18 protein-coding genes are annotated in these 23,686 nt (G+C 60.7%); 2 read left to right on the forward strand and 16 right to left on the reverse strand.

Annotated features, from left to right (window positions below; all coding sequences use genetic code 11):
* Positions 1-37: 37 nt before the first annotated feature.
* From LNV23_RS18800 to LNV23_RS18850, 11 genes are all read right to left on the reverse strand, one after another.
* A complete protein-coding gene (locus tag LNV23_RS18800; RefSeq protein WP_263564388.1) occupies positions 38-1,261 on the reverse strand; it encodes a TIGR03087 family PEP-CTERM/XrtA system glycosyltransferase in 1,224 nt (407 codons plus the stop codon).
* 25 nt (positions 1,262-1,286) lie between these two features.
* Positions 1,287-3,215: an asparagine synthase (glutamine-hydrolyzing) gene (gene asnB, locus LNV23_RS18805; RefSeq protein WP_263564389.1), complete on the reverse strand. Its 1,929-nt coding sequence runs from the start codon at positions 3,213-3,215 to the stop codon at positions 1,287-1,289.
* A 14-nt stretch (positions 3,216-3,229) separates the two neighbouring features.
* Complete coding sequence (locus tag LNV23_RS18810; RefSeq protein WP_263564390.1) at positions 3,230-4,450, reverse strand: TIGR04063 family PEP-CTERM/XrtA system glycosyltransferase; 1,221 nt, start codon at positions 4,448-4,450, stop codon at positions 3,230-3,232.
* An 89-nt stretch (positions 4,451-4,539) separates the two neighbouring features.
* Positions 4,540-5,583, reverse strand: a complete 1,044-nt coding sequence (locus LNV23_RS18815; RefSeq protein ID WP_263564391.1) for a FemAB family XrtA/PEP-CTERM system-associated protein — start codon at positions 5,581-5,583, stop codon at positions 4,540-4,542.
* 3 nt (positions 5,584-5,586) lie between these two features.
* Positions 5,587-6,465, reverse strand: coding sequence for an XrtA system polysaccharide deacetylase (locus LNV23_RS18820; protein WP_263564392.1), 879 nt, complete (start codon positions 6,463-6,465; stop codon positions 5,587-5,589).
* 138 nt (positions 6,466-6,603) lie between these two features.
* Positions 6,604-7,677: an XrtA/PEP-CTERM system-associated ATPase gene (locus tag LNV23_RS18825; RefSeq protein ID WP_263564393.1), complete on the reverse strand. Its 1,074-nt coding sequence runs from the start codon at positions 7,675-7,677 to the stop codon at positions 6,604-6,606.
* 3 nt (positions 7,678-7,680) lie between these two features.
* Positions 7,681-9,282, reverse strand: a complete 1,602-nt coding sequence (locus tag LNV23_RS18830) for a TIGR03016 family PEP-CTERM system-associated outer membrane protein (protein WP_263564394.1) — start codon at positions 9,280-9,282, stop codon at positions 7,681-7,683.
* Complete coding sequence (locus LNV23_RS18835; protein ID WP_263564395.1) at positions 9,257-10,198, reverse strand: XrtA-associated tyrosine autokinase; 942 nt, start codon at positions 10,196-10,198, stop codon at positions 9,257-9,259. Before LNV23_RS18835 ends, LNV23_RS18830 begins: the two co-directional genes overlap by 26 nt.
* 1 nt (position 10,199) lies before the next feature.
* Entirely contained in the window at positions 10,200-11,792 is a 1,593-nt protein-coding gene (locus LNV23_RS18840; protein WP_263564396.1) for an XrtA system polysaccharide chain length determinant, read from the reverse strand.
* A gap of 116 nt (positions 11,793-11,908) precedes the next feature.
* Positions 11,909-12,484 carry an XrtA/PEP-CTERM system exopolysaccharide export protein gene (locus LNV23_RS18845; RefSeq protein ID WP_263564532.1) on the reverse strand — a complete coding sequence of 192 codons (576 nt, stop codon included), beginning with the start codon at positions 12,482-12,484 and terminating at the stop codon, positions 11,909-11,911.
* A 280-nt stretch (positions 12,485-12,764) separates the two neighbouring features.
* Positions 12,765-13,649, reverse strand: a complete 885-nt coding sequence (locus tag LNV23_RS18850; RefSeq protein WP_263564397.1) for a ThiF family adenylyltransferase — start codon at positions 13,647-13,649, stop codon at positions 12,765-12,767.
* A 122-nt stretch (positions 13,650-13,771) separates the two neighbouring features.
* Between LNV23_RS18850 and LNV23_RS18855 the strand changes: the two genes are divergently transcribed.
* The gene (locus LNV23_RS18855; protein WP_263564398.1) at positions 13,772-14,851 is read left to right on the forward strand and encodes a nitroreductase family protein; all 1,080 of its coding nucleotides are present in this window, start codon (positions 13,772-13,774) and stop codon (positions 14,849-14,851) included.
* 119 nt (positions 14,852-14,970) lie between these two features.
* Here the strand turns inward: LNV23_RS18855 and pepA (LNV23_RS18860) are convergent, their stop codons facing one another.
* The 3 genes from pepA (LNV23_RS18860) to prsT form a co-directional block, all read right to left on the reverse strand.
* Positions 14,971-15,852 (reverse strand): flocculation-associated PEP-CTERM protein PepA, encoded by an 882-nt coding sequence (gene pepA / locus LNV23_RS18860; protein ID WP_263564399.1) that lies wholly within the window; start codon positions 15,850-15,852, stop codon positions 14,971-14,973.
* A 285-nt stretch (positions 15,853-16,137) separates the two neighbouring features.
* On the reverse strand, positions 16,138-17,019 hold the full coding sequence (pepA, locus tag LNV23_RS18865; protein ID WP_263564400.1) for a flocculation-associated PEP-CTERM protein PepA: 882 nt from the start codon (positions 17,017-17,019) through the stop codon (positions 16,138-16,140).
* A gap of 160 nt (positions 17,020-17,179) precedes the next feature.
* Complete coding sequence (prsT, locus tag LNV23_RS18870) at positions 17,180-19,957, reverse strand: XrtA/PEP-CTERM system TPR-repeat protein PrsT (protein WP_263564401.1); 2,778 nt, start codon at positions 19,955-19,957, stop codon at positions 17,180-17,182.
* 895 nt (positions 19,958-20,852) lie between these two features.
* On the opposite strand from prsT, the gene LNV23_RS18875 reads away from it, so the two are divergent.
* Positions 20,853-21,194 carry a hypothetical protein gene (locus LNV23_RS18875; protein WP_263564402.1) on the forward strand — a complete coding sequence of 114 codons (342 nt, stop codon included), beginning with the start codon at positions 20,853-20,855 and terminating at the stop codon, positions 21,192-21,194.
* On the opposite strand, the gene LNV23_RS18880 is transcribed toward LNV23_RS18875, so the two are convergent.
* Positions 21,191-22,048, reverse strand: a complete 858-nt coding sequence (locus LNV23_RS18880) for a phage fiber-tail adaptor protein (RefSeq protein WP_263564403.1) — start codon at positions 22,046-22,048, stop codon at positions 21,191-21,193. The two genes, LNV23_RS18875 and LNV23_RS18880, sit on opposite strands and share 4 nt — an antisense overlap.
* On the reverse strand, positions 22,045-23,679 hold the full coding sequence (locus LNV23_RS18885) for a phage tail protein (protein WP_263564404.1): 1,635 nt from the start codon (positions 23,677-23,679) through the stop codon (positions 22,045-22,047). The genes LNV23_RS18880 and LNV23_RS18885 overlap by 4 nt, the downstream gene beginning before the upstream one ends.
* Positions 23,680-23,686 lie beyond the last annotated feature (7 nt).

Genomic DNA, 23,686 nt, shown 5'->3' on the forward strand with positions numbered 1-23,686 from the left:
ACCGCGCCCACATAGCCCAATCCAAAAATGCTGATCTTCATGACTTCACTGCCTGCTTTTTTGATGAGGTGGATGCCGAGGCCAGAACCTGGGCAATGATCTTGTCCAGGCGCTCCATGGAGCGCGGCCAGGCATGGTGGCTGAGCATGCGCGCCCGGCCGGCGCTGGACAGCCGCTCCCGCTCGGCGGGGTTCTCGACGATGCGCAGCACCGCCTCGGCGCATTGCTGCGGCGTGTCAGCCACCAGCAAATGGGTCTCGGCCTCGGCATCGACACCGCCCGCGGCGATGCTGCTGGTCACCACCGGTACGCCCATGGCCATGGCTTCGAGGATCTTGTTCTGCGTGCCGCGGGCAATAGCCAGCGGGGCCACCATCAAGGCCGATTTACGCACATAAGGCTGCACATGCGGCACCGAGCCGGTGACGGTGACGCCGTCGATCTCACCGAGCTTGCGCATGGCGGGCGACGGGTCGGCGCCAACGATGGTCAGCTTCATCTGCGGCCGGCGCGCCTTGATCAAGGGCCAAGTTTCCACACAGAAACGCGACATGCATTCCTGGTTGGGGTAGTAGTCCATGCGGCCGATGAAGCTGATGGTGTCGGGGTCGTAGTCCGTGCCATCGGGGCTGAAGTAGTCGGCATCGACACCGTTGGGGAACCAGTCGGTCGCTGCACCCGTGCCATAGTCGTTGAGCGTCTGCCATTCAGCGCGCGTGGTGGCGGTACAGAGGTCAAAGCGGCGGGCCAGGCGCTTCTCGGCCGCCAGCATCTTGTAGCCTTCGAGCCGGTAGCCCAGGGACAGCGGGAAAGGTTTTGCGTCTGCGTACTCCAGCCACTTCTGCGAGTCCATATCGCCGAAGTCCAGGATCTTGGGAATGTCCTGCACGTGCTCCACATACTGCGCGACCGAGGAGCAATGGACAAAGATCAGGTCAAACTTCTGCGAGGCCAGCAGCTGGTCGATCTTGCGACGCAGATCGGCGGAATAGAAGAAGCCCATCGACGAGGGCGTGATCAGGGGCAGGCGCGCCACCATGCGCAGGGCCTGCACGGGGTTGTGGACCCGGGCCATGTGAAAGGCCTTGCAATGAGGCGCGATGCCCTCCCCTTCCACACCTTCATCCTCGGCACGCACGAGAGAGCACACGGTCACCTCATGGCCCGCAGCCGTCAGGTGGCGGATCATATTGAAGGGCCGGATCTTGCCTCCACGCTTGGGCGGGAAGGGAAAGCGATGGCAGACGTAGAGGATGTTCATGCGGGCAGGTGGAGGAGCGGGGGCGTCAAGCGCGGGGCAGGTAGGACTTCAGCTCCAGCGCCACATCGGCGGGGCTGCGACCGTCCAGATAGACCCGGCTCCAGATTTCAAGGTTCATCAGAGACAGCAGCGCATCGGTGCCGTCCATGCGGTTGGCTTCATGGTCGGCGATCAGGCCTGACACGACGGCCGGCACGAACAGGCCCCGCGCCTTCACCACCTCAGGCGCCAGCAGGCGACGCAGCAGCGGCGCCAGTTCCTTCTTGAGCCAGGCGCCCATGGGCGTGCCGAAGCCGCGCTTCTTGCGGTTCAGGATGTCATCCGGCAGCACATCAGCCAGGGCCGACTTCAGCACATGCTTGAGGCGGCCACCACGGATCTTGACGTCGGAAGGCATGGACGCCGCCAGCTCCAGCAGTTCGTGATCGAGCAGAGGCACGCGGCATTCGAGCGACACGGCCATGCTCATCTTGTCGGTCAGCAGCAGCAGGTCGTCGGGTAGCTGGGTTTCAGCGTCTACGGCCAGCATGCGGTTGAGCTCGTCCTCATGGCCGGCGCCGGCAAAGGCCGCGGCCAGCGGGTCTTGACCGCCCGCGCCGTCCACCAGCAACCGACCGACCAGGTCCTGGCCGAGCACTTGCAGATAGCTCTGGTAGCGCGCATCGACGCCCATGCCGGCGCTGGCGACAAATCCCTTGGCCAGACGCAAGGTGTTGAGCAGGCCCGAATGGCGATCGGCCGGCAAGCGGCCGGCCGCAAAGCCGATGGCTGATTGCAGCCAAGCTGGCAGCGCCTGGAAACGGCGTGCGTAATGACCGCCCAGGTAGCGGCGATAACCGCCAAACAGCTCGTCACCGCCCACGCCCGAGAGGATCACCTTCACATCCTGGCGCGCAAACTGCGAGACCAGATAGGTGGTGATGAAGGCCGTGTCGGCCAGTGGCTCGTCCATATGCCAGAGCAGCTGCGGCAAGAGGCCCACCACATCGGGCTTGACGACGATTTCCTTGTGCTGGGTCTTGAACAGCTCGGAGACTTGCCGCGCATACGGCAGTTCGTTGTAAAGAGCTTCTGCCTCTCCACCTTCGAAGCCGATGGCATAGGTTCGGATCGGCTCGCTCGACTCGCGGGCCATATAGGCCACGACCGCGCTGGAGTCGACACCGCCCGAGAGGAAAGCGCCGATCGGCACGTCGCTGACCATCTGCATGCGCACGGCGCGCTGCAGGCTTTCGCGCGAGCGCTCGATCCACTCGGCCTCGCTCCAGTCGCGGCGGATCTGCGGCGAGACGCGCCAGTAGCGCCACTCCTTGACCTGACCACCCTCCACTGCCAGCAAAGTGGCCGGCGGCAACTTGCGAATGCCCTTGAACATGCTGCCCGGCGCAGCCACATAGCCCAGCTGCAGGTAGCTGGAGAGCACGCGGGTGTCCAGCTCGGCCCGGACGCCCGGCAGAGCCAGCAAGGCCTTGGCTTCGGTGGCAAAAGCCAGGCGCTGGCCGTCCTGCATCACATACAGCGGCTTGACGCCGATGCGGTCACGGCCGATCAGCAGACGGCGGCGGCGCGCATCCCAGAGCGCGAAGTCGAACATGCCGTTGAGGCGGTGGACGAAGTCGTCTCCCTCGGCATCGTACAAATGCAACAGCACCTCGCTGTCCGAGCCGGTCTTGAACTGAAAGCCCTTGGCTTGCAGCTCAGCACGCAGCTCGCGGTAGTTGTAGATCTCGCCATTGCAGACCAGCCAGAGGCTGCCGTCCTGGTTGGACAGGGGCTGGTGGCCGCCGGCCAGGTCGATGATGGACAGGCGCCGCATGGCGATGCCGCAAGCACCGTCGATGTGCTGGCCTTCATCGTCGGGGCCGCGATGCTGGGTGATGTCGCCCATCAAGCTCAGATGGGCCGATTCGACCGGGGCGCCGTCAAGACGCAGGATGCCGTGGATACCGCACATAGCTGGGTCGGGCCTCAGGTAGAAACAGGGGGGAAAGTACGACCGTAGCGGCCCAGGGCGCGCCGGTAGACCTCTTCATAGCGGGCCACGCTGCGGGCCCAGGTGCGCTCGGCCTCCACGAAATGGCGGGCCTGCGCGGCGATGCGCGGCCATTGCTCGCGCTGAGCCAGCAGCTGTTCGATGGCAGCGGCCAGAGCGCCCACATCGCCGGCCTTGAAGAGATGGCCGGTCTCGCCGTGGCGCACCAGCTCATGGTGGCCGCCGACATCGGAGGCCACGAACATGCGCCCTTGGGCCATGGCCTCCAGGGGCTTGAGCGGAGTGACAAGCTCGGTCAAGCGAATCGGCAGGCGCGGATAGGCCAGCACATCGATCAGCTCGTAGTAACGCTGCACCTCAGCGTGCGGCACCCGGCCGGTGAAAATCACCTGCTGCTGCAGGCCCAGGCGCGCCACCTGCGCCTTGAGCGCCGCCTCCTGCGGGCCGCCGCCGACCAGCAACACGCGCAGCTGCGGCAGCTTGGGCAAGAGGCGAGCCGCGGCGTCCAGCAGCAAGTGCAGGCCTTCGTAGCCGTAGAAGGAGCCGGCAAAACCGAGCACAACGGCGCCGTCCAGGCCAAGCTTGGCACGCAGCACCGGGTCCGGGCTGACGCCGAACTGGAAGGCCTGGGCGTCAACCGCATTCGGGATCACGGTGATGCGATCCGCCGGCACACCGCGCGACATGATGTCGCCGCGCAGGCCTTCGCAAATGGTGGTGATCTGATCGGCGCGCTTGAGCGCAAAGCTTTCCAGCGCCCGCGAGACGCGGTAGCGCAAGCTGCCTTCTGTGGTGGTGCCATGGTCCACGGCCGCATCCTCCCAAGACGCGCGCATCTCGTAGACCACAGGCAAACGCAGCTGACGCCCAACCCAGAGGCTGGGCAAGGCATTGAGCACCGGCGAATGGGCATGGATGATGTCAGGGCGCTCGATGGCGACGACATCGCGGATGCGCGCGGCCGTCAGCTGCATCTGGCGGATCAGGCCATCGGCAGCGGTGCTGGGCGTGCGATGGAAAGCCCAACCCGAGGCTTCCTCAATCAGACCCTCGCCCGGGCCCTGCTTGGGGCTGGTCAGGTGGGAGGTGATCCAACCGCGCGCCCGCTGCTCGCGCAGGATGGAGACGGTGCGAAAGCTGTAGCCGCTGTGCAGCGGCAGGGAGTGGTCAAGAATGTGGAGAACGCGCAAGCTCATAGCGGCTGGACGCACAGGCGTGCGCGAGAGATCAGATTCAGTAGGCGGCTTCGTGAGACAACAAAGCGTGGGTTCGCAACAGCCATAGCTCAACCCAAATTACGCACGATGAAGGGCCCCAGCCAGTTGACAAAGCCCAGGGGCAAGCGCCGCCAAGTCTTGATCAGAAGCTGGTACTTCGCATTGCTCGGGTTGTTCTGCGGCACGGCGTCACGTTTGTAGAGGCAGTACTCGTAGTGCAGCGGTGTCGGCTCGAAACCCCAGTTTTTCTTGAATGCGTAGGAGCCGGTCCCCTGCTTGCTGCGGCCATAATCGAAGATTTTGAGGCCGCGTGCACAGGCGCGACGCATCAGCTCCCAGTACTTGAAGTCGTTGCCCGCCAGATCACGCGCAGCCTCGTCGTCGCCTGCGTAGTACGGCAGCACCTCGTCGCGGAAGTAAAAACTCAACACCGAGCTGAGCGGCTTGCCTTGGGCATCGGTCACGATCAGCACCTCGGCATCGGAACCGAATTCGTCCAGCAAGGCCGCGAAGTAGCGCTTGGGCATGGCCGGTGTGCCGTGGCGATGCGTGTTGTCGGCGTAAAGCGCGAAGAAGCGGTCGACATTCGGGTCGATGTGCGAGACCAGATTGTTCTTGATGCCCTTGCGCACACTGGCCCGGGCCTTGCGAGGGATGGCCAGCATATTGGCCTCTTCCTCAGGCAGGATCTCCTTGCGGAAGGTCACGTACAAATCCTGCTTGGGCCAGTCGGCGTGACGGGGCTCGATATTGCGGAACTCGAGATGCTCGGCACCCAGGCGCTGTGCAATGGCCTGCGCCTCTTGCTCCAGAGCGGCGGCCGCTTCGTCGTTCAGGGCTGCAACACCGCCATACACCGCAAAGGGCAAGGCCACCAGCGAGTGGCCAAACAGCATGCTCTTGACCTGAGCCAGAGGCAGCACACCCTCGAACTGACCCTCACGCTCAGCGTAGAGGAAGAAACCCTGGTGCTTGAACACCTGCTCGACCATGCGCAACCAACCGGCACGGTGGAAGAAGGTCGCTTGCGGGCAGGCCAGGACGAATTCGTCCCAACGGCGGGCAAGCGCGGCGTCTTGCGCCGTCAGGCGCTTGATCTGGAGCGCAGCCATGGCTCAGGCGGCGACCGCGCTGGTGGCCAGCGCCGCGGTACGTCGACCCAGGAAAATCTCATCCATGCGGCCCCAGGCGAAGTCCTGCAGCAGGCGGCCAATGCGGTCGTGGGTGCGCGCAATATTGACGTAGTGGCGGAAGCGCGACTTGCTGTCGATGCCGGCGACACGCGGCTGCTCGACATCGATCTCCCAGGGGTGGAAATAGAACACGGCCGACTGTTGATCCTGGGCATTGACCTGGCGGATCAGCCAGCGCGACACCGGGTACGGCAGCAGGCGGAAATAGCCACCGCCGCTGGAGGGCAGGTTCTTGTTCATCACTCGCAAGGTCGTGACCGGCACTTCCAGCAGGCCCTCACGCACAGGATAGGCGAAGCGCGGCGAATCGGGCATGCCGTAATGGTCGTGCTGGATCGGGTAGACGCTGGAGCTGTATTGGTAGCCGGCTTCGCGCAAGGTGTCAAAGGCCCAGAGATTGCTCTTGCCGATCGAGAAACTCGGCGCCCGGTAGCCAATCACCTCATGGCCGCCCAGGTCTTCCAGCAGCTTCTTGGCACGGACGATGTCTTGCGTGAAAGCCTGCGGGCTCAAATCGCTGGCGCGCTCATGGCCATAGCCATGGCTGGCGAGTTCGTGGCCCGCCGCCACGATGTCGCGCACCACCTGCGGATAGCGCTCGGCAATCCAGCCCAGGGTGAAGAACGTGGCCTTGGTTTGATGCTGGGCGAACTGGGCCAGGATGCGCTCGATATTGCGCTCGACCCGGCATTCGCAGCCTTCCCAATCGCCACGCGCAATATAGGGCGCGAAGGCCGAGACCTGGAAGTAATCTTCCACATCCACGGTCATCGCATTCCGTATGGCTTTTTGTTCAGACATGAGACTCTGCGCACCCACTCTTGTTGGCTTTTTAAAAATCTTCGGACACTGCTTACCGATATCGGCCGAGAACCCCGGGTTCTGCCCTGCCCTTGCGACGCCCCTGTGACAGAGTGCGCAAACCGGGCAAAACCAAGCTCAATGGGTCCGGACCGCTTCCACCAACTTCTGCAGCAAGCTCAGGGTTTGCAAATTGATGCGTTCCAGTCGCTGCAGGCCGTTTTCCAGGCGCTGCAAGCGCTCTGCAAAATGGCCCTGGCTGAGGTTCGACAGCTCTTCACTCAAACCGTTGACCTGGTCGGCATTCAGTTTGACGCGCGAGAAATCGATGGGCTGATCGGTATCCAGGAATTTACCCACACCTGTGTCCGATCCGCCACCCACCACCTGAGTGGGTGTTTGTGCTTCTTGCGCAATATCCTTGAGCACATCATGGAGTTCATGGAGGGTCAAATTGACCTTGTTGCCCATGAAACCCAGCAGCAACAAACGATCGCACAGGGAATTGATACGGCGCGGAATGCCCTGGCTGGTTTTGTAAATCAGCGGAAATACATCGGCATCGAAGGTCGGCTTGCCGGTGCTACCGGCACATTTCAGGCGGTGCTCGATATAGGCCTTGGTTTCGTCTTCATCCAAGGGCCCGATATGGCAGGTGGCCGCCACACGCTGACGGAACTGCTCCATCTCGGGCCGCTGCAGGATGCCGCGGAACTCGGGTTGACCGACCAGAAAGGTCTGCAGCAAGGACTGGTTGCCGAACTGGAAGTTCGACAGCATGCGGAGCTCTTCCACCGCCCGCGCGGAGAGATTCTGCGCCTCGTCCACGATCAGAAGGCAGCGTTTGCCCTGGGTGGTCTGGCTGACGAAGAAGGCCTCCAGCGTCATCAAGACCTCGGACTTGGGCAAGTCCTTCAAACGCACGCCAAATGCCGAGCCAACCATGCGCAAGGTATCTTCCGCATCAAGCTGGGTGGTGACCAAATTGCCGATCACCACATTGCTGCGGTTCAGGCTGTCCAGCAAGCCGCGCAACAGTGTGGTTTTGCCGGCCCCGATTTCACCCGTGATGACGATGAAGCCGTCGTTGCGCAAGACTCCATAGTCCAGGTATGCCTTGGCGCGCCTATGCTGCTTGCTACCAAAGTAGAAATTGGGGTCAGGGCTGAGCTGGAACGGCTTGCTGCTCAATCCGTAGAAGGATTCGTACATGGCTCAGAACTGCTGGACGAGGTTGGCGAACATGGCGTTTTCGCGGTACGAAATCAAACCACCCGAGTGCGCGGCACGCGCACCCAGAGTGAAATTGACCCGGGCGCCGAGGCGACAGTTCCAGCTCGCTGAAATGGAACGCAGCGTCGTGGATTGAGCGGCTGAATCACCCTCGCTGTCCTGCTGAAGCACGCTCAGGACAGCGCTTGAAGTCGGCGTCAGGTTGTGAGCGACGTTCAAACTCAGGCTGCGTTGCAACACGCGACCATTGGCCGCGAAATCACCTGAACTCGAACTGGCCGAGGCCAAACGACGGTTGTTGCTGCGACTGGCCGTGGTCGTCACGGTAGTCCGTACACCCTGCAGGGTGTACGACAGCAACTGCGTGCGGAGTACGGTTGGGCCAGTGTCCACTACAGCACTGCCGGCCAGGGCATCCGCACTCAGGCCCTTGGCTTGAAGAAAGTTGCGAACGTAGACGTCGCGCTGTGCCGGATCCGGTATCAAAGACGCAAACTGAAAGTAATACAGGTCGTAATTGCTGCGCGGCGCTCCAGCGTTTTGGAAGTTGGCAGCGTTGACCGACTGAGAGTCCGAGAAGCGCAGTGCCGAGCGCGACCACCGGTGTTCCAGGTTGTAGCTGAAAGAGTCCCCGTACTCATGGGTCTGAAAGTCAGCGGACACCTTGGTTCGTAGTGAAGGCGTCCAACTAAGGTTAGCACCATAGGTCGAACTGTTGCGCAGCACAAAATCCTTCAAATCGCTGCGCTCTCGCCCCGCCAAGATGCCCATCTGCCAGTCGATGTCAGGCTTGTAGCTGAGACTGCCAGTCAGACTGCTGACACGGTTCTGCGCACCGGTCTTGAAGCTGGACTTCTGGGTCGAGGCATCGACCGACCAAGTCAGCGCCGCACGCCCCGCCCGGCTGACCCGAAGGCTCGCTCCGTTGGCATGGCTGTCGCCAATCACTGCATCCGACACGTTGGTCGCCGAGGTGTTGGCGCGCAACTCAAAATTGGCCAAGCTACCAATGTGCCCCTGCAAACGTGGCGCAACGCTCACGGTAGCCGTCTCGCGGCGATTGGCATTGGCCAGGGACGGGTCCACCGACTGCACACCAAACGCCGATGCCGCCTGCTGCGAAATCGAAGCGCTGGCGTCTACAAAAAACACTCTGTCGATGAGCTCGGCAACGCCTTTGGCCGACAGGCTGTGCTGGATACGGGCCTTCTCGTCGCTCTTTGTATAGACAATGCCGTTCAGTGCGTAGTCCAGAGAGCCGCGGACTGCACCACGCGTCGTACTGATGGAGACACCGGGAGTCAAGGTCGTCAAAAGAGCAGCGTCCTTGCCCGTTCGTGTCAAACGGTTGTTATCGGTCCAGGTCTGCATGATGCCGAAGCGCGGCTCAACCAGCACAGACGGACGGCCCGTGGAAGTAGGCCCGGCGCCGCCGGCTTGCGCCGACCCTTCCTGAGCCCAGGCTGCACCTGCACACATCAAACAGGCCGCCGCCATCGCAAGCGCGCGAGGCTGCAGCGCCAAGCTGCTCTGATGAGAATATCGGCTGGGCATGAATTCAGCTGGCCGTGTCTTCAGTGCCATAGCCGTAACCATAGCCGTAACCGCCGCTGCCATAGCCACCCGAGGTGTTCGCGTTGGCCTGGTTCAACAGCAACATTTTCAAAGGACAAGTCTCGATCGTCGCCAAGGCTTGCTGAACCGCGCTTTGAGCCGTCTTTTCAGCATGAACCACCACCACGATTTGCCCCATATGCGACGCGAGAACACGCGACTCGGTAGTCAAGAGCAACGGCGGCGAATCAAAAATAATGATCCGGTCGGGATAGCGACGTGCCATATCGTCCAACAAGTGACTCATGGCATCGCTGGCCAGCAACTCAGTGGCGCGAGCATGTGGGGTACCGCTCGGCAACAAGGTGAGCTTGTCAACATTGGTGCGCAACAAGACGCTGGACATGTCAACAGACTCTTCAAGCACATCCAACAAACCCGGCCCCTGAGGCAAACCCAACATGCGCAGCACTGAAGGTCGCGCCACATCGGCATCGACCAGCATCACGGTGTTGTCCAACTCGGCGGCAATACTCAGGGCCAGGTTCAGGGAAGTGAAACTCTTGCCCTCACCCGCCAACGCACTGGTCACCATGATCAGGTTGGAGTGATTCAGGCTGGCGACACCTTTGCCCATGGCGTTCTTGATCAAGGGGCGCTTGATGACCCGGTACTGATCCGCCATGTGTGAGCGCGCCGCGTTGGGCGTCAGGAAGCCTTGGGCAGCCAGTGCTTCGAGGTCCAGGTCCACACGCTTGGATGCGGGATGAAGCTCCTCTGGCCTGCCGGCCTCTGAGGGGGCGAAGCTGCCTAATGCCTCCGAGTTCTCAGCAGGTAAACCAGGTACGTTCGACTGCGGCATGGGCTGCACATCATTGGGCAGGACCACGCCAGCCTGTCGCAGTTGCTCCAGCCGCTGGGCTGCTTGTTCAATCAGACTGCTCATCTCAGACCACCTGCCTGCTCAACATGATCGCCAGTGCTGTCAGCCCCAGAACATAGAGGCCCACCAAACCTCCAGTCGCAGCACCGAAACGGATCAAGTCAGAGCGCTGGTTGCGCTTGTCCGCCTCGGAGACCAGGCGCGTCACCACGCCAAGAATCGGCACATCCAGTCGCGCACGCATTTCCAACGTGTCATGGAACACCGGACGCAACTGGCTGACTGCAAAGCTGGCCAGCACGCCGGCGGCCAAGGACACCAAGAGTGCGCCGAGCAGCAATAGCAGGCGATTTGGCGCCACCGGTTTCGGATTGGCCCGAGGCGGATCAATCAGGCGGAAGTCCGCCACACCAGACGCCACATCGAGCTCGCCGGTGATCGAGGCTGACTCTCGGCGTGAAACCAGATCTTCGTAGTTCTTCTTGTGAATCGCGTAATCACGATTGAGCTGCGCAGCCTCGGACTCCAACTGGGGCGCAGTCTTCACTGCCGACAAGGCCTGCGCATAACGCGAGGAATACTCATCCACCCGGGCCTTGAGGGCCGCGACCTGAACTTCGCTGGTTGCCAACAGGCGATTCATTTCCTGATATGCCAAGCTGCCGCTGTTCCCCCCCACAGGCGAAGGTGCAGCAGCCGCCGCCGCGGCGACCTTGCGCAGCTCGGCGACTTCCTTGGCCTTCTGCGATTCCAAATCCTTGATCAACTTGCGAGCGCCGATCACATCGGGATGTTGATCGGTGTAGCGCTGCAATAAAGAATCCAAATTCCTTCGCTGGGCATCGATGCGCGAATCGATCTCGGGCGTGGCCACCACCGCATCACCCTCTTGCAGCAGAGCTTTGACCGGGGAGTTGGTCGTCCCAGCTCGCTCTTGGGTCAACTGAGCCTTGGCTGCATCACGGGCATTGACGGCCTCACGATACTCCAGGCGAGCTCGTTCCAGTTGAGCACTCAACTCACCCAAGCGACTGGCGGCGTCCTTGCCGTCACCCGACATATTCTGGATATTGCGCAGACGGAACTCCTTCAGGCGGCTCTCGGCCTCCTCCAGCTTTGCCTCGTAGGACTTGATCTGCTCGTTGATGAAGGAAGTGGCCGTGGCCGCGTCCTTGCGGCTTGCCCCCAAACTGGATTCCACAAAGATAGACACCAGCGACTGCACCACACGCTTGGCCGTCTCAGGGTCGTTGTCACGATAGGCCAAGGTATAGAGGTTGTCGCGAGCCGTACTCTGGATCGACAAATTTTTGGTCACCGTCTCGATCGTGGCTTCTTGCTGGGCCTTGGACTGGTTCTTCAGGTCCAAGTCAGCCATCCGAACCAATTTTTCCACATTGGGCCGACTGATCAGGGTGCGGCTCAGCATGGTCACTTGCTGTTCGATATTCGGCTGAACAGCAAGGCCCGACATCAAGGGCTTCAATATGGACTGCGTATCCACAAAAATCCGCGCATTTGCCTCATATCGATCCGGGAGAATCCAAACGATCACGGCACAAATCAAACCCACGATCCAGGCTGTCGCGACGCCAGTCCAACGATATTTCCACACCCGCCGAGCGATTGCCTGCAGCTGCGCAATGAGTAAGTCCATCGAGATAGGATTCCAGAATTAGGACACAAGCACCGAGCCCAAACCGGGCCAAACCCGTGCTGGAAGCCTCGCCGAACCGGCCCTGACCTTTCGCACGAGGGGTCGAAAGACCGAGATCAGAACAAACTCTGCGGGATGATCAGCACATCACCCGGTCGCATTTCGACATTGGCGGAAACATCGCCACGCTTGATCAAATCTTTCAAACGAACCGAGTACTGCTTGCCCGCGCCATCAGAGGAGCGAAGGATGGTGGCCTCATTGCCGGCGGCGAAGTCCGTCAGGCCACCCACAGCGATCATCACGTCCAACACCGTCATCTTCTGCTTGAAAGGCAGCGCCTGCGGACGCGCGGCTTCCCCAATTACGCGGATTTGCTCGCTGTACGGACCCACAAAACTGGTCACGATCACGGTGACCACGGGATCGCGCACATACTTACCCAGCTGCGCCTCGATTTCACGGGCAACCGCGACTGAGTTCTTGCCCTGCACCACCATCTCATCAATCAAGGGAGCTGCAACCTTCCCGTCCGGACGGACGGGAACGACCATGGACAGCTCGGGATTGCGCCAGACCATGATGTTGAGGGAGTCGCCGGCGCCGATGATGTAGCTGTAATCACCGCTGGTCGCGCTTGCGGGCGCCGGAGGGAACTTGCCATCCACGCCGGCACAACCGGCAAACGCCATCGATGCTGCAACACCGAAAACAAGGCCAACACGGCGCAAGGTCGAAGCAAGAATCTTGTTCAAGGTATGTCCTCTCAAATTCATCGGCTGCGGCAAACACTGCCAGTGCTGCGACGGACGCCACGCAAGAAAGCAGCCTGAAAAACCTTCGGCATCATGCCACAGGGCAACCCCTGCCCAGACCCTGCAAACAGGCGTCTCCCACGCTTATAAACGGCAGTGGTACACGAATTTGAACAGATATTCGACTCACTCCGGACATACCCGGAGGTGAGAAGCATCAAGAACCAGGCCGCCCCGCCCCCTTCAGCAAGGGTCGAATCAACAACAAAAGCAAGCGCTGCAAAGGGTTCGCATTACCAAAGGGGCGCCAAGTGAAGCTCAGCTTCTGCTTGTACGCATCAAACTGCATCACCCACGGCGCGGCCTTCAATGCTCCGCGATTGAGCAAAACCTTGAGGACCGAAACACCCATCACCCCAGCGCACAGATCACAGGACATCATGGTAGATGGACCACGCCGCTCGTGAAAATTCACAGCCTCCGGCGCCACCAAATAGCCTCGTTGCAACATAGCCGGAGACAAACCAGCAATGAACCTTGCGTATTGTTCCTGCTGATTGCACCCATCAACTTTGAAATAGTCCTCAAAGCTCATTCCGCCAGGGCGGAAATAGAGCAACGAAACTCCCATTCCCAATGGCGCGGCAGTCAAAGCCGGAATACCTCGCTCGTAGCAGGCCTTGAACAGCATCCGACGTGCTTCGATGGCAAAGAAATCGATTCCGTCAACGTACAAGTCAACGCCGGCAAGAAAGGCATCCAAGTTTTCCTCGGTAACGCCTTCGCCGAAGCTCTCAACCTGAGCCTCAGGATTGATGTCACGTGCCATTTCAGCCAAGACTTCCGCCTTAGGTCGACCCAAGGTCGACATTTGCGCCCCGACCTGACGATTCATGTTGTGGACTTCAAAGCGGTCGAAGTCCGAAATATGGAATGCACCCACGCCCAAACGAGCCAGCGTCAACAAATGCGCGCCACCGACGCCACCCAAGCCTGCCACCGCCACTTTCGAAGCTCGCAGTCGCGCCTGCTCCTCGAGAGTCACCCAACCAGTATTCCGGGAAAACGCGCGCGCATAGTCAAATTCAGATCGAATTTCCATTGCGGCACCTTGTGTTTGCGTAGCGTTCAGTCTTCATATCGCGGCATGATGCCCGAGGAAAACAAGACAATCCAGCCGAAGCAAGAAAACCAGCCCAAATGCATGATCTCCGAGGAAGCAGCATGAGCCCCGAATCTCAAATTCGTCGCATTCTTGACTTGTCTCGCTGGGCACCCAGCGGTGACAACACACAGCCTTGGCGCTTTGAGATCGTCAACCCACAGCACGTCATCATCCATGGTTTTGACACACGCAACCACTGCGTCTACGACTTGGATGGCCACCCAAGCCAGATCGCTTTGGGTGCACTGCTTGAAACCGCATCCATCGCCGCCAGCGAGCATGGCTGGCGCATGCAAGCCACACATCGCGCCGACTCACCTGAAACGAAACCGGTGTTCGACTTGGTGTTTGATTCGGCGCCAGAACTGGCTCGAGACCCCCTGATTGACGTCATTGAGCATCGAAGTGTTCAACGGCGCCCCATGCGAACCCAGTCCCTCACGGCAGCGCAGAAGGCAAGCCTTGCACAAAGCACCCAGGGTGGACATCAGGTTCAATGGCTAGAGGGTTTTTCCATGCGGCTTCAAGCTGCCAAGCTGATGTTCCGGTCGGCAAAAATTCGCCTGACTTCTCCCGAAGCCTACGAAGTCCACCGCGACATCATCGACTGGAGGCAGCAATTCAGCGCCACCAAGGTGCCCGATCAGGCGCTGGGCACGGACCCCCTGACCACCCGCCTGATGCAGTTTGTGATGAGCCGCTGGGAGCGGGTCGAGTTCTTCAATCGTTATATGGCGGGCACATGGACGCCGCGCATTCAACTCGATTTCCTACCCAGCCTACTCTGCGGCGCCCACTTCGCCCTGCTTGCGCCTACGCCACCAAAAACCCTGAACGACTATGTGGCCGGTGGACGTGCCATGCAACGCTTCTGGCTCACAGCCACTCAGCTGGGCCTGCAGTTGCAGCCCGAAATCACGCCCTTGGTTTTTTCTCGCTACGCCCGGGAAGGGCGGCCGTTTTCACGCAAACCCGGCCTGCATGCACTGGCTGAGCAAGTGAAGTTTGAGTTGGAGCAACTCTTGGGGAGCGAGCCCGCCCATCGATCAGTCTTCATGGGGCGGCTAGGCTCCAGTGAGCCTGCCAGCTCCCGCTCACTGCGCAGGCCACTGGATGAGTTGCTGATCCACCCACACTGAAGCAAAGGCAACTCCAAGAACGACTTCAACCATGCAAAAGAGGGCGCCGAAGCGCCCTCTTTTGAACTGTGCCGCCGCGAACTTTCAGCCCAAGGGCGAAGCTCGCAGCATCCGCAAAATCAAGCCTGCTTGCGACGGCGAGCCGTCAGACCCAGACCCAGCAGTGCGAAGCCTGTCAGAGCCAGGGAAGTCGGCTCAGGCACGCTGAAGAAGAAGGACTGGCTGGCATCCGCTTGGCCAATGAAGTTCTTCTGGTTGCCGCCCGTGGCAGGCACGCCGTTACCGGCGCCGCCGATGCCGCTGCCTTGCCAACTGGTCGGCTGAACCCAAGTGCCGTTCGGGCCGTTGGCCGCGCCCTTGGGGCCGAAGGACAGGGTCGACGACACCGAGGTACCCGCAAGATTCGGGGTGATGAAGGCATTGTTCGTCGAAGTCGTACTGCCCTGGATGCTTGCCAAGGTGGTGCCCGTACCCGGATTGACAGCAGCCTGCTGGGTGAACACAGTCTGACCACCGGTGAACACACCACTCAGAATGTTCACGCCATCACCAAAACCGGACTGACTCACCAGGTTGGCATCGGCAGAAGTGTCCAGGTAGATGTTCCAAGTGCCATTCAGCGGGGTGATAGTCACGAAATTGCAAAGTGGATCAACGCAAGTCACCACCTCCTGGAAGTGAGCCTTGACCGTGATTTCATAACCGGCAGCGCCTGTACCCTTGACCAGATTGGGCGTCGAGAACGTACCGCCATTGGCATCAAGAATCGCCGTTGCGAACGAGTTGTAGTACACATCGATGACATCCTGTTTGCCGGCAATGTTGCCGGAGGTAACTGCCTGAATGTCATAGCCCTTGACCAGCACCGACGAGGACGAAGTCCAGTCGAAGCCGCCAAAGTTGTTCAAAACGCCGTACGGCGTCACAAAAGTCGCTGCTTGGGCTGACATCGCGGCGGCCAGGAGGGCGGCTGCGGCCAGGAATTTTTTGCTTGCTTTCATCAAATGCTCCAGAGATACAAAGAGAGAGACTTCTCACCTTTGCATGTCAATTAGCATTTGCTATGCCAGAAAAAAAAATTCATTTAATATCAACAACTTATTGAGCCAACCTCCTCCAACCCCCAAGAACTAGGGATAGCATTGGAAACCCAACCGACACCCTTGATCGAGGGATAGACTTGCAATCTCGTGAAATCAGTCACAAACAAAAAAGGGTGCCGAAGCACCCTTTTCACTGCCAGATCAACCGCGGCCACAAGGCCTTGGTTGAACAGCCACCATCTCTCAAGCTTGCTTGCGGCGACGAGCCGACAGACCCAGACCCAGCAGCGCGAAGCCGGTCAGAGCCAAAGAAGTCGGCTCCGGAACGCTGAAGAAGAAGGATTGGCTGGCGTCAGCCTGACCCACGAAGTCACGCTGGTTGCCGCCAATGGCAGGCACGCCATTGCCGCCGCCGCCGATGCCGCTACCTTGCCAGCTGGTCGGCTGAACCCAAGTGCCATTCGGGCCATTGGTTGCATTCTTAGGACCGAAGGACAGCGTCGACGACACGGTGGTGCCGTTCAGATTCGGGTTGATGTAGGCATTGTTGGTCGAGGTCGTGTTGCCCTGAACGCTGGCCAGAGTCGTACCCGTGCCCGGATTGACCGAAGCTTGGCTGGTGGCCACGGTCTGACCACCGGTGAAAGTGCCGCTCAGAATGTTCACGCCATCACCAAAGCCGCTTTGAGTCAGCAGATTGGCATCGGCCGATGTGTCCAGGTAGATATCCCAAGTGCCAGTCAGCGGAGTGATGCTCACAAAGGTGCAATTCGCATCGAGGCAAGTCACCACTTCTTGGAAATGAGCCTTGACCGTGATTTCATAACCTGCACCGCCTGTACCCTTGACCAGACCGGCTGTCGTGAAGGTGCCGCCGTTGGCATCCAAAACAGCGTTTGCAAACGAGTTGTAGTACACATCGATGATGTCTTGCTTGCCAATAGAGTTGCCGGGCTGATTTGCACGGATGTCATAGCCTTTGACCAGCACCGACGCGGACGAGGTCCAGTCGAAACCGCCAAAGTTGTTGAGCACGCCGTCAGGCGTACCGAAAGTTGCAGCGTTGGCCGAACCCAGCAAAGCCAGCAGGCTCAAACCGGACAGAAACTTCTTCGTTGCTTTCATGGTATTTCTCCTGAGATTGGTGGGAATCGTTCCCTAGCTACTGAATTGCACGCATCATGCCAAGAAGAAAAAACCCTTTAAAAACAATAACTTAAACATCAACGCCACTCGGAAATTTACTACGACGCCCAAGCCTGTAAAGAATCTCGACAAGACATATTCAGAGTTTTGACTGAACGGCCTTGAACTCAGCGCTGTTCGCAAACGCTGGAGCATCCGCGGCCAACTTCTTCAGCTGCGCCTGCGCCTGGTCTTTCTGCCCTGCGACAAGCAGGTGCCGAGCCAGATTCAAACGAAAATCCGAACTACCCGGCATCAATGCCACAGCCTTCTGCTGGAGTTCCACAGCTTTTGAGTACTCACCAGCGGCGGCATAGACATCAGCGACGGTGTCCATGACGCCCGGACTATTGGGCTGCAATGCCAGGGCTTTTTCCGCATACTCCCTCGCCTTGCCATCCTTGCGCTTGAGCGCCAGCGTCGCGAGATTGTTCAAGGCCGCCACGTTTTCGGGTTGCAAGGCAAGCACTTGGGCATACCAGCGCTCTGCCTGCTCAGGGCGAGAGCGGGCCAGTTCCACATCCCCGAGATAGAACAGGAACAAGGCATCAGTGCCATACGCCTTGCTGCGCTCTTGAGCGAATTTGTCGGCCGCCTCCAATTCTTTGCCGCTGAGCAAGGCCTTGTGGAGCTTCATCGCCACTTCACTGCGACGGAAATCGACATTCAGGGCTTGCTTGTACCAACGCACCGCCGCTGGCCATGACTTTTGAAAGGCCGCTACATCCCCGGCCAGGGCGTAGCCGAAATAATTTTTGGGCTGCTCGCGCTGAATTTGCAAACAGAGTTTCTCAGCCTCGTCGCCACGCCCCGAACCCACCAAGACCGACGCCATGGCCGCCTGCGCCTCCTGGAATTGAGGCTGTATCTGCAAAGCCTTCTTCAGAACCGCAAGCGCTTGAGCAGGCTCACCCTTCCCCACATACAGTCGACCCAAAGCCATCAAGGGCGCGACTGAATTCGGCTGCAGGGCCGCCCACTTGCCATAACTGGCCTCCGCTTGATTGAAGTCGCGTCCGGCCATTTGAACCGTGCCCAGAATTCGCAAAGCCTCCGGACGCCCCGGGAACTGCGTGACCGTGTCCTGAGCCAGAGTCAGCGCCTTCTTGACGTTGTTCTGCTCCAGGTAAATCCCAGACAAATGCTCGCGCGGAGAAATCTCTCCAGGAAGGGCTTTCACTGCTTCTTCGAGCAGGCCAGCCAATTCAGCGGGAGCAGCGCCCCGCTGTGCCCGCAGCCCGATGGCGGCCATACGCGCCTGCAGGTTTTTGGGGTTCTCCGTGGCCATGCGATCAAAACGGGCAATCGCCGCCTCAATCTTTCGCTCCTTCAGGTCGAGATCAGCCAAGCCACGCGCTGCAGGGAAGGACTGCGAGTCGATCTTCAGCGCTGCCTCAAATGCCAAGCGAGCCTTGTCCGCGCTGCCTTTTTGAACCTCGATTTGACCGCGCAGGTTTGCCGCGTCGGGACGCTGCGGCTCCTTCTTCTCCAGCACGGCAACCGCCTCAAGTGCGCGCGCATAGTCTTTCTTGCCCATCAAAGAGCTGATCAGCGCCAAATCGGAGGTGACGGACTTCTCTTTTTCAGAAATGGCGCGCAATTCCTGAATGCCCAATTCAACCTCGCCCTTTTTGAGCTTGTCGACAGCAAGGTAGGTGCGGGCGCGGGAATCCTTGGGATTCAATTGCATGACTTGTTTGAAGAGCGATTCAGCTCGGGCAAACTCACCCAACTTGAGGCTGGCTTCAGCACCAACGGCCACGATCTCCGGGTCGAGAGGCGGCCGCTCCAAAAAAGGCTTCACCAAGGTCCAGGCCTTTGTCGGATTGCCGATTCGAATCAGCACACGCGCCAAGAGTGCGCGCACGCCAGGCGAGGACTCACCCAAATCCGTGCTCATGGCCTTACCGAGATAGGTTTCGGCCTGGGTCATTGCACCTTTTTGAAAGCTGATCGCACCGGCCAAGTAGAGGACCTTGCCGCTGTCCGCAGCTCGCTTGAGCAGAGGCTGAAGGCGATCTTCCGCCAGCTTCATATCGCCACGCTCGAAGGCAAGCAGCACCCCAAAGTAGGCCGTGTTGAGGTTGTTCGGGATCTTGGACTGCATAGAGTCCCAGACCGTTTGTGCTGATTTGTAATCCTGTTGTTGGATAAGTGCAGCGATGGCGCGACTCTGGGCCACATAGTTCATGGCATCCAGGTCTACCGCCTTTCGGTAGGCGCTGACGGCCGCAGCAGCCTCCCCCTTGAATTCGAGAAACTCTCCCAGAAGCAGCGAAACATCGCTGCGCTGGGGCTCTTCCTTGGCCAGGGCTTCCACTTGAGAAAAAGCTGTATCGAAGTGACCTTCGGCCGCCTTCAGCCGAGATTCCACCAAACGAGCGCGGACGTACTTGGGCGCGGCCACCAACGCTTGGTCCACAGCCTTTCGCGCCTCCGGCACTTGCCCCTGCGAGGAATAGGCCACAGCCAAGGAGGTCTGCAAATCGGCTTGAGCGACCGGAAGCTTCAAAGTCACGGCCGCAAAGCGGCTCAACACGCGCTCCATATCTCCCTGAAGAATCAGCACCCTCGCCTCCAGCGGCTGAACCTCCTCATCCGGGTAGCCCAATTGGCCAGCCTTGCTCAATTCGATCAATGCGCCGTCCTGGTCACCCATTTCCGACAAAGTCTTGGCCAGCAAGAACCGAGCTTCAGACAAATTGCCATTTTTCTGAATCGCCGTCTTCAACTGAATCAAAGCAGCCTTGCGATCATTCTTTTCAAGATAGGACTTGGCGGAGCCCACCAGTTTTTCGGGCGTTTCACTGGAGCATCCCGCCATCAACGCAGCCAACACCACGGACCCAATCACAGACTTTGCAAAGTTGTTTTTCACAAGCAATCTCTTTTTCTATCCAGGAAACAGCACCAGCCACATTCGCGAAGGCGCAGCCGTCTCAGTTATACAGCCGAGCCCACGGGCCGCAAACGCATCAAAGCGCGACACGCTACCACAGGCATGAGGCGAAAAGGCTGAGGCAAACTCACGCGCCGCCATCATCTGATCGAGCGCTGCATTTGAACCCCAACAGGGGCCAAGCCCTGCCCCCTTGAACAGAGGGTGAAAAGTGCCATCCTGGAGCAACACCACTCCGAAACAAGCGGCACCGCCCCGCCGGATCAATTCAAGCCAGCAAGTAGCGGAAAAGCACAAGCGACCATGCGCAAAAAGAAAAAGGCCCAAGTTGTCACGCAACTTGGGCCTTTTGGATGCTCGCGAAAATCAGCGAACTGGATATTGGTGGAGCCGGGGGGAATTGAACCCCCGACAGGCCCTGCAAATGCGCCACCTGCAGCACTCACGTGCGAGCCGCGTGCGAATGCAAAGACTTCCAGCGACAACACAGCAAGATCAACAGGCAATCAACTCAACAGCCCGAATTCAATTCCCATCTCAGGAGTTGAACCCCGTCGCCCCTCGGAAACACGCCATTCTCAAGGCTTACGTGCGAATGACCGCATCTGAATTGCACCTGCCGGCATCACCGCGATGAGAACCAGCGCTGACAACCCATACATATATATATACGCACACGGATTGAGAGCGCGCGCGACGTGACAAGCAACTCCCCGCGGCGTAACCTCCGATCCGGGACAGGGCCTTGAGCAGCCGAGGTGCACAACGGCGCGCTGGCCACGCGGGGCACCCAAACGCGGCGCCCCAGGTGATCGCCCTGCCCCACCATCGGCCTGGCTCACGCCACGAGCCACCCGGGCCACACAATCCGCGCATGCTTGTTGATGTCATCCAGCTGCGCCGCCGCGGCGTCAAACTCCCCCAGTCCGAGCTGGACGGCCCCACGCGCGGCCACTTGCGCATGACCCGCTGGCAGCTGCACAACAGCCAAGAGCACCGAATGGTGACAACGGCGACGCTCACTGCGTTCGGGGAGATCAGCAACCCGCCGATCATCCCGCCGCTGAGCGACGCCACAGTCACCCGGCTGGACGCACGCGGCATGGTGATCGTCGGCGAGCAGTCTGTGGGCGGGCAGACCTACCGGCAGGCCTGGTTTGTCATGCTGGCAGGACAGGCCCGCCAGCATGCAGACGTCAGCACACCCACCGACTAGCGCTGCATGGCCACAAGCCGCACTTCGCGCAGCTCGACCCGACCCAGGCTGGTCACAATGCGGCACTTGGCGCCGAGCTGAGCCCCGATTGCGGCGCTTTCGGCCAACTCCAGCCAGGCCAGCACAGAGCTGGGGCTGGGCAGGGACTGGCTCCGCAGGGTCAGGCCGTCGGCGGGCAGCACGTCTTTGCTGATGATCGACTCGCCGGCCTCCAGCCAGCCGCTCCAGTCCCACACGACGTCGAGCTTGGCGCCCGGGGAGAAAGGCAGGGGCTGCAGCATGCCGCCGGGGTGCACGCCGTCCTGCGCTACTTTGAGAATTCGCCCGGCTGGGGTCGTCACGATGCTGCCTCCTTCGGGCGTGGCGAGAATATGGGGAAGACCGAAAGCCGACACAGACGCCAGGCCACCCAGGCCCGTGAGTTGAACCACAGCCGCCTCACCCTGGGCAGACACCGTCGGCAGACCAAAGCCGACCGGCGCAGCGTAGCCCCCCAGGCCCGAGAGTGACACCGAGCCCGAACCAGGCGCACCGCCGAAGAAGCTGATGACCTTGGTGCCTTTGTCGACCCCGTCAGCAAAGACGCGGGCGATGGCGTAATCGGCGCCGCCACTGTAAGACCCAGCGCCGTCTTCGCCCAGCGCCAGGATGCCGTTGACTGGCCAGCGCTCGATCAGCATGCGGATCTCGACGCTGTCATCGGCGGCACCGTCCCAGTCTGCATACAGCAGGCCGGGGCCGGCCGCACCGGCCGCCGTGTTGGCGCGGATGACGGAGCCGAGCACGCCGAGGCCACGGCTGCCGCAGACGATGGCGCCCGGGATCAGGCTGGTGGTGTCGACGCGGATGCTCATGCTGCTGTTGCCGTGAAGAGGCCCTTGGCGCCAGTCGCCACGACAGTGACCTTGATGTCGTAGATGACGCCAGATGCCAGCGCCGCGTCAGACACCACGCCACATAGGCCGGCGCCGGAGGTGGACAGGTTCTTGGCCAGCACCAAGGCGTCGGTGTCGGCGCGCTGAATGCTGAGCTTGACAGGCGTGTTGGCGAACACGGCGCCCAGGTTGTCTTTGAGCACATGCGTGGCCTGGCCCAAGTTGATGCTGGCCAGGGTGCCTGCAAGCGTGGTGACGCTGCCCGAGATGGTGCTGGAGAGGTTGCCAGCGGCATCCCGCGCGCGGACCCGCACCTGGTAGCTGGTGCCGGCTGCGTAGCCGGTGAAGTTGAAAGTGGCGGCCGGCCAGTTGGTGGTGGGCCAGGTGGCACCGCCGTCAGTGCTGATGTCATACCCCGTGACGCCCACCGCATCCGTTGCCGCGGCCCAGGTACCCACCCAGCTGGTCTGCGTCACATCGGTGATGTCGATGGTGCCCGACAGCGCGGGTGGCGTGGTGTCGGCACCGGCCAGCACGGTGAGCGTGGCGGCGTTGCTGGTGGCCGTGCCCTGGCTGTTGGTGGCGACCAGGCGGTACTGGTCGCCATTGTTCGCGGAGCCGCCGCTGACCGCAGTGGCTGGCGTGGTGTAGCTGGCCGCTGCAGCACCGGCAATGTCTGCCCAACTTCCCCCGCTATTCGTGCTGCGCTGCCACTTGAGGGTGGGCGCGGGCGTGCCGGTGACGGTGGCGGAAAAGGTGGCGGTGCCGCCGGCCGTCACGCTCTGGCCTGCGGGCTGGGCCGTGATGGCTGGCGCGGCGAGAGTTGCGGTGGTGGTCAGTGCGAAGGCGTTGCCGCCGGTCAGGGAGTCGTGCAGTCGCTGGAAGTCGGCGTCGGTGAGGGCCTGGCCGATGAAGACGGCCACGTAGACGAAGTCGAAGCTGGCGTAGCTGTTTGCCACGTTGGCCTTGACCATGCCGCCGATGCCGGCAAACTCGGCAGTGGTCAGCGCGCCGCCATAGATGGAGCTGCTGGTGGCGTATGCGGCAGCGAAGTTGGAGTCGCGCACGCCGTTGACATAGGCCACCACGGGCGCCGCTGTACCTGCTGCTACACCCTTATGGCGCCAGCCGAGCGTCGCCGGACCCGTGCTGCGGACATCAACCGTCGTGCCGTAAGTCTCAACTGTAGCGGGCGCGATGGATGTGGCCCAGCCTGGCAGGAACTTGCCGCTGCTGACGCTGACTTCACCATTGCAGACCAGATGCGCCACGCTGGCGGTCGGGTCGCCGGTGAACAACATGCCCGGGAAGGTACCCGCGCCCGTGGACGCGGCTGCGTTGAATCGGTTGTGGGCAATGAAAACCGCCACATCTTGCTGCGTGGTATGGGTCTGCGTGGCCCAGCGCACCAGCGATTCAATGCTCAGCGCCTGGCCGGTGCGGAAGGCTCGGCCGTACTTGCCGGCGCCGTCCGGCTGGATCGTGACGCCCGTGCCGACGACGGGCGTGAGCCCACCCTTGAGGAACTTGATCTGGCCGTCATCGTCAACCGCCAGCAGGTAGGTTAGTTTTGAAAACAGCGGGTCCGCTGTGTTGATTGCCAATGGCATGGTTCGT

Origin of the sequence: Kinneretia sp. DJ1R-11 (assembly GCF_025717595.1) — a bacterium.
Lineage (GTDB): Bacteria > Pseudomonadota > Gammaproteobacteria > Burkholderiales > Burkholderiaceae_C > Paucibacter_A.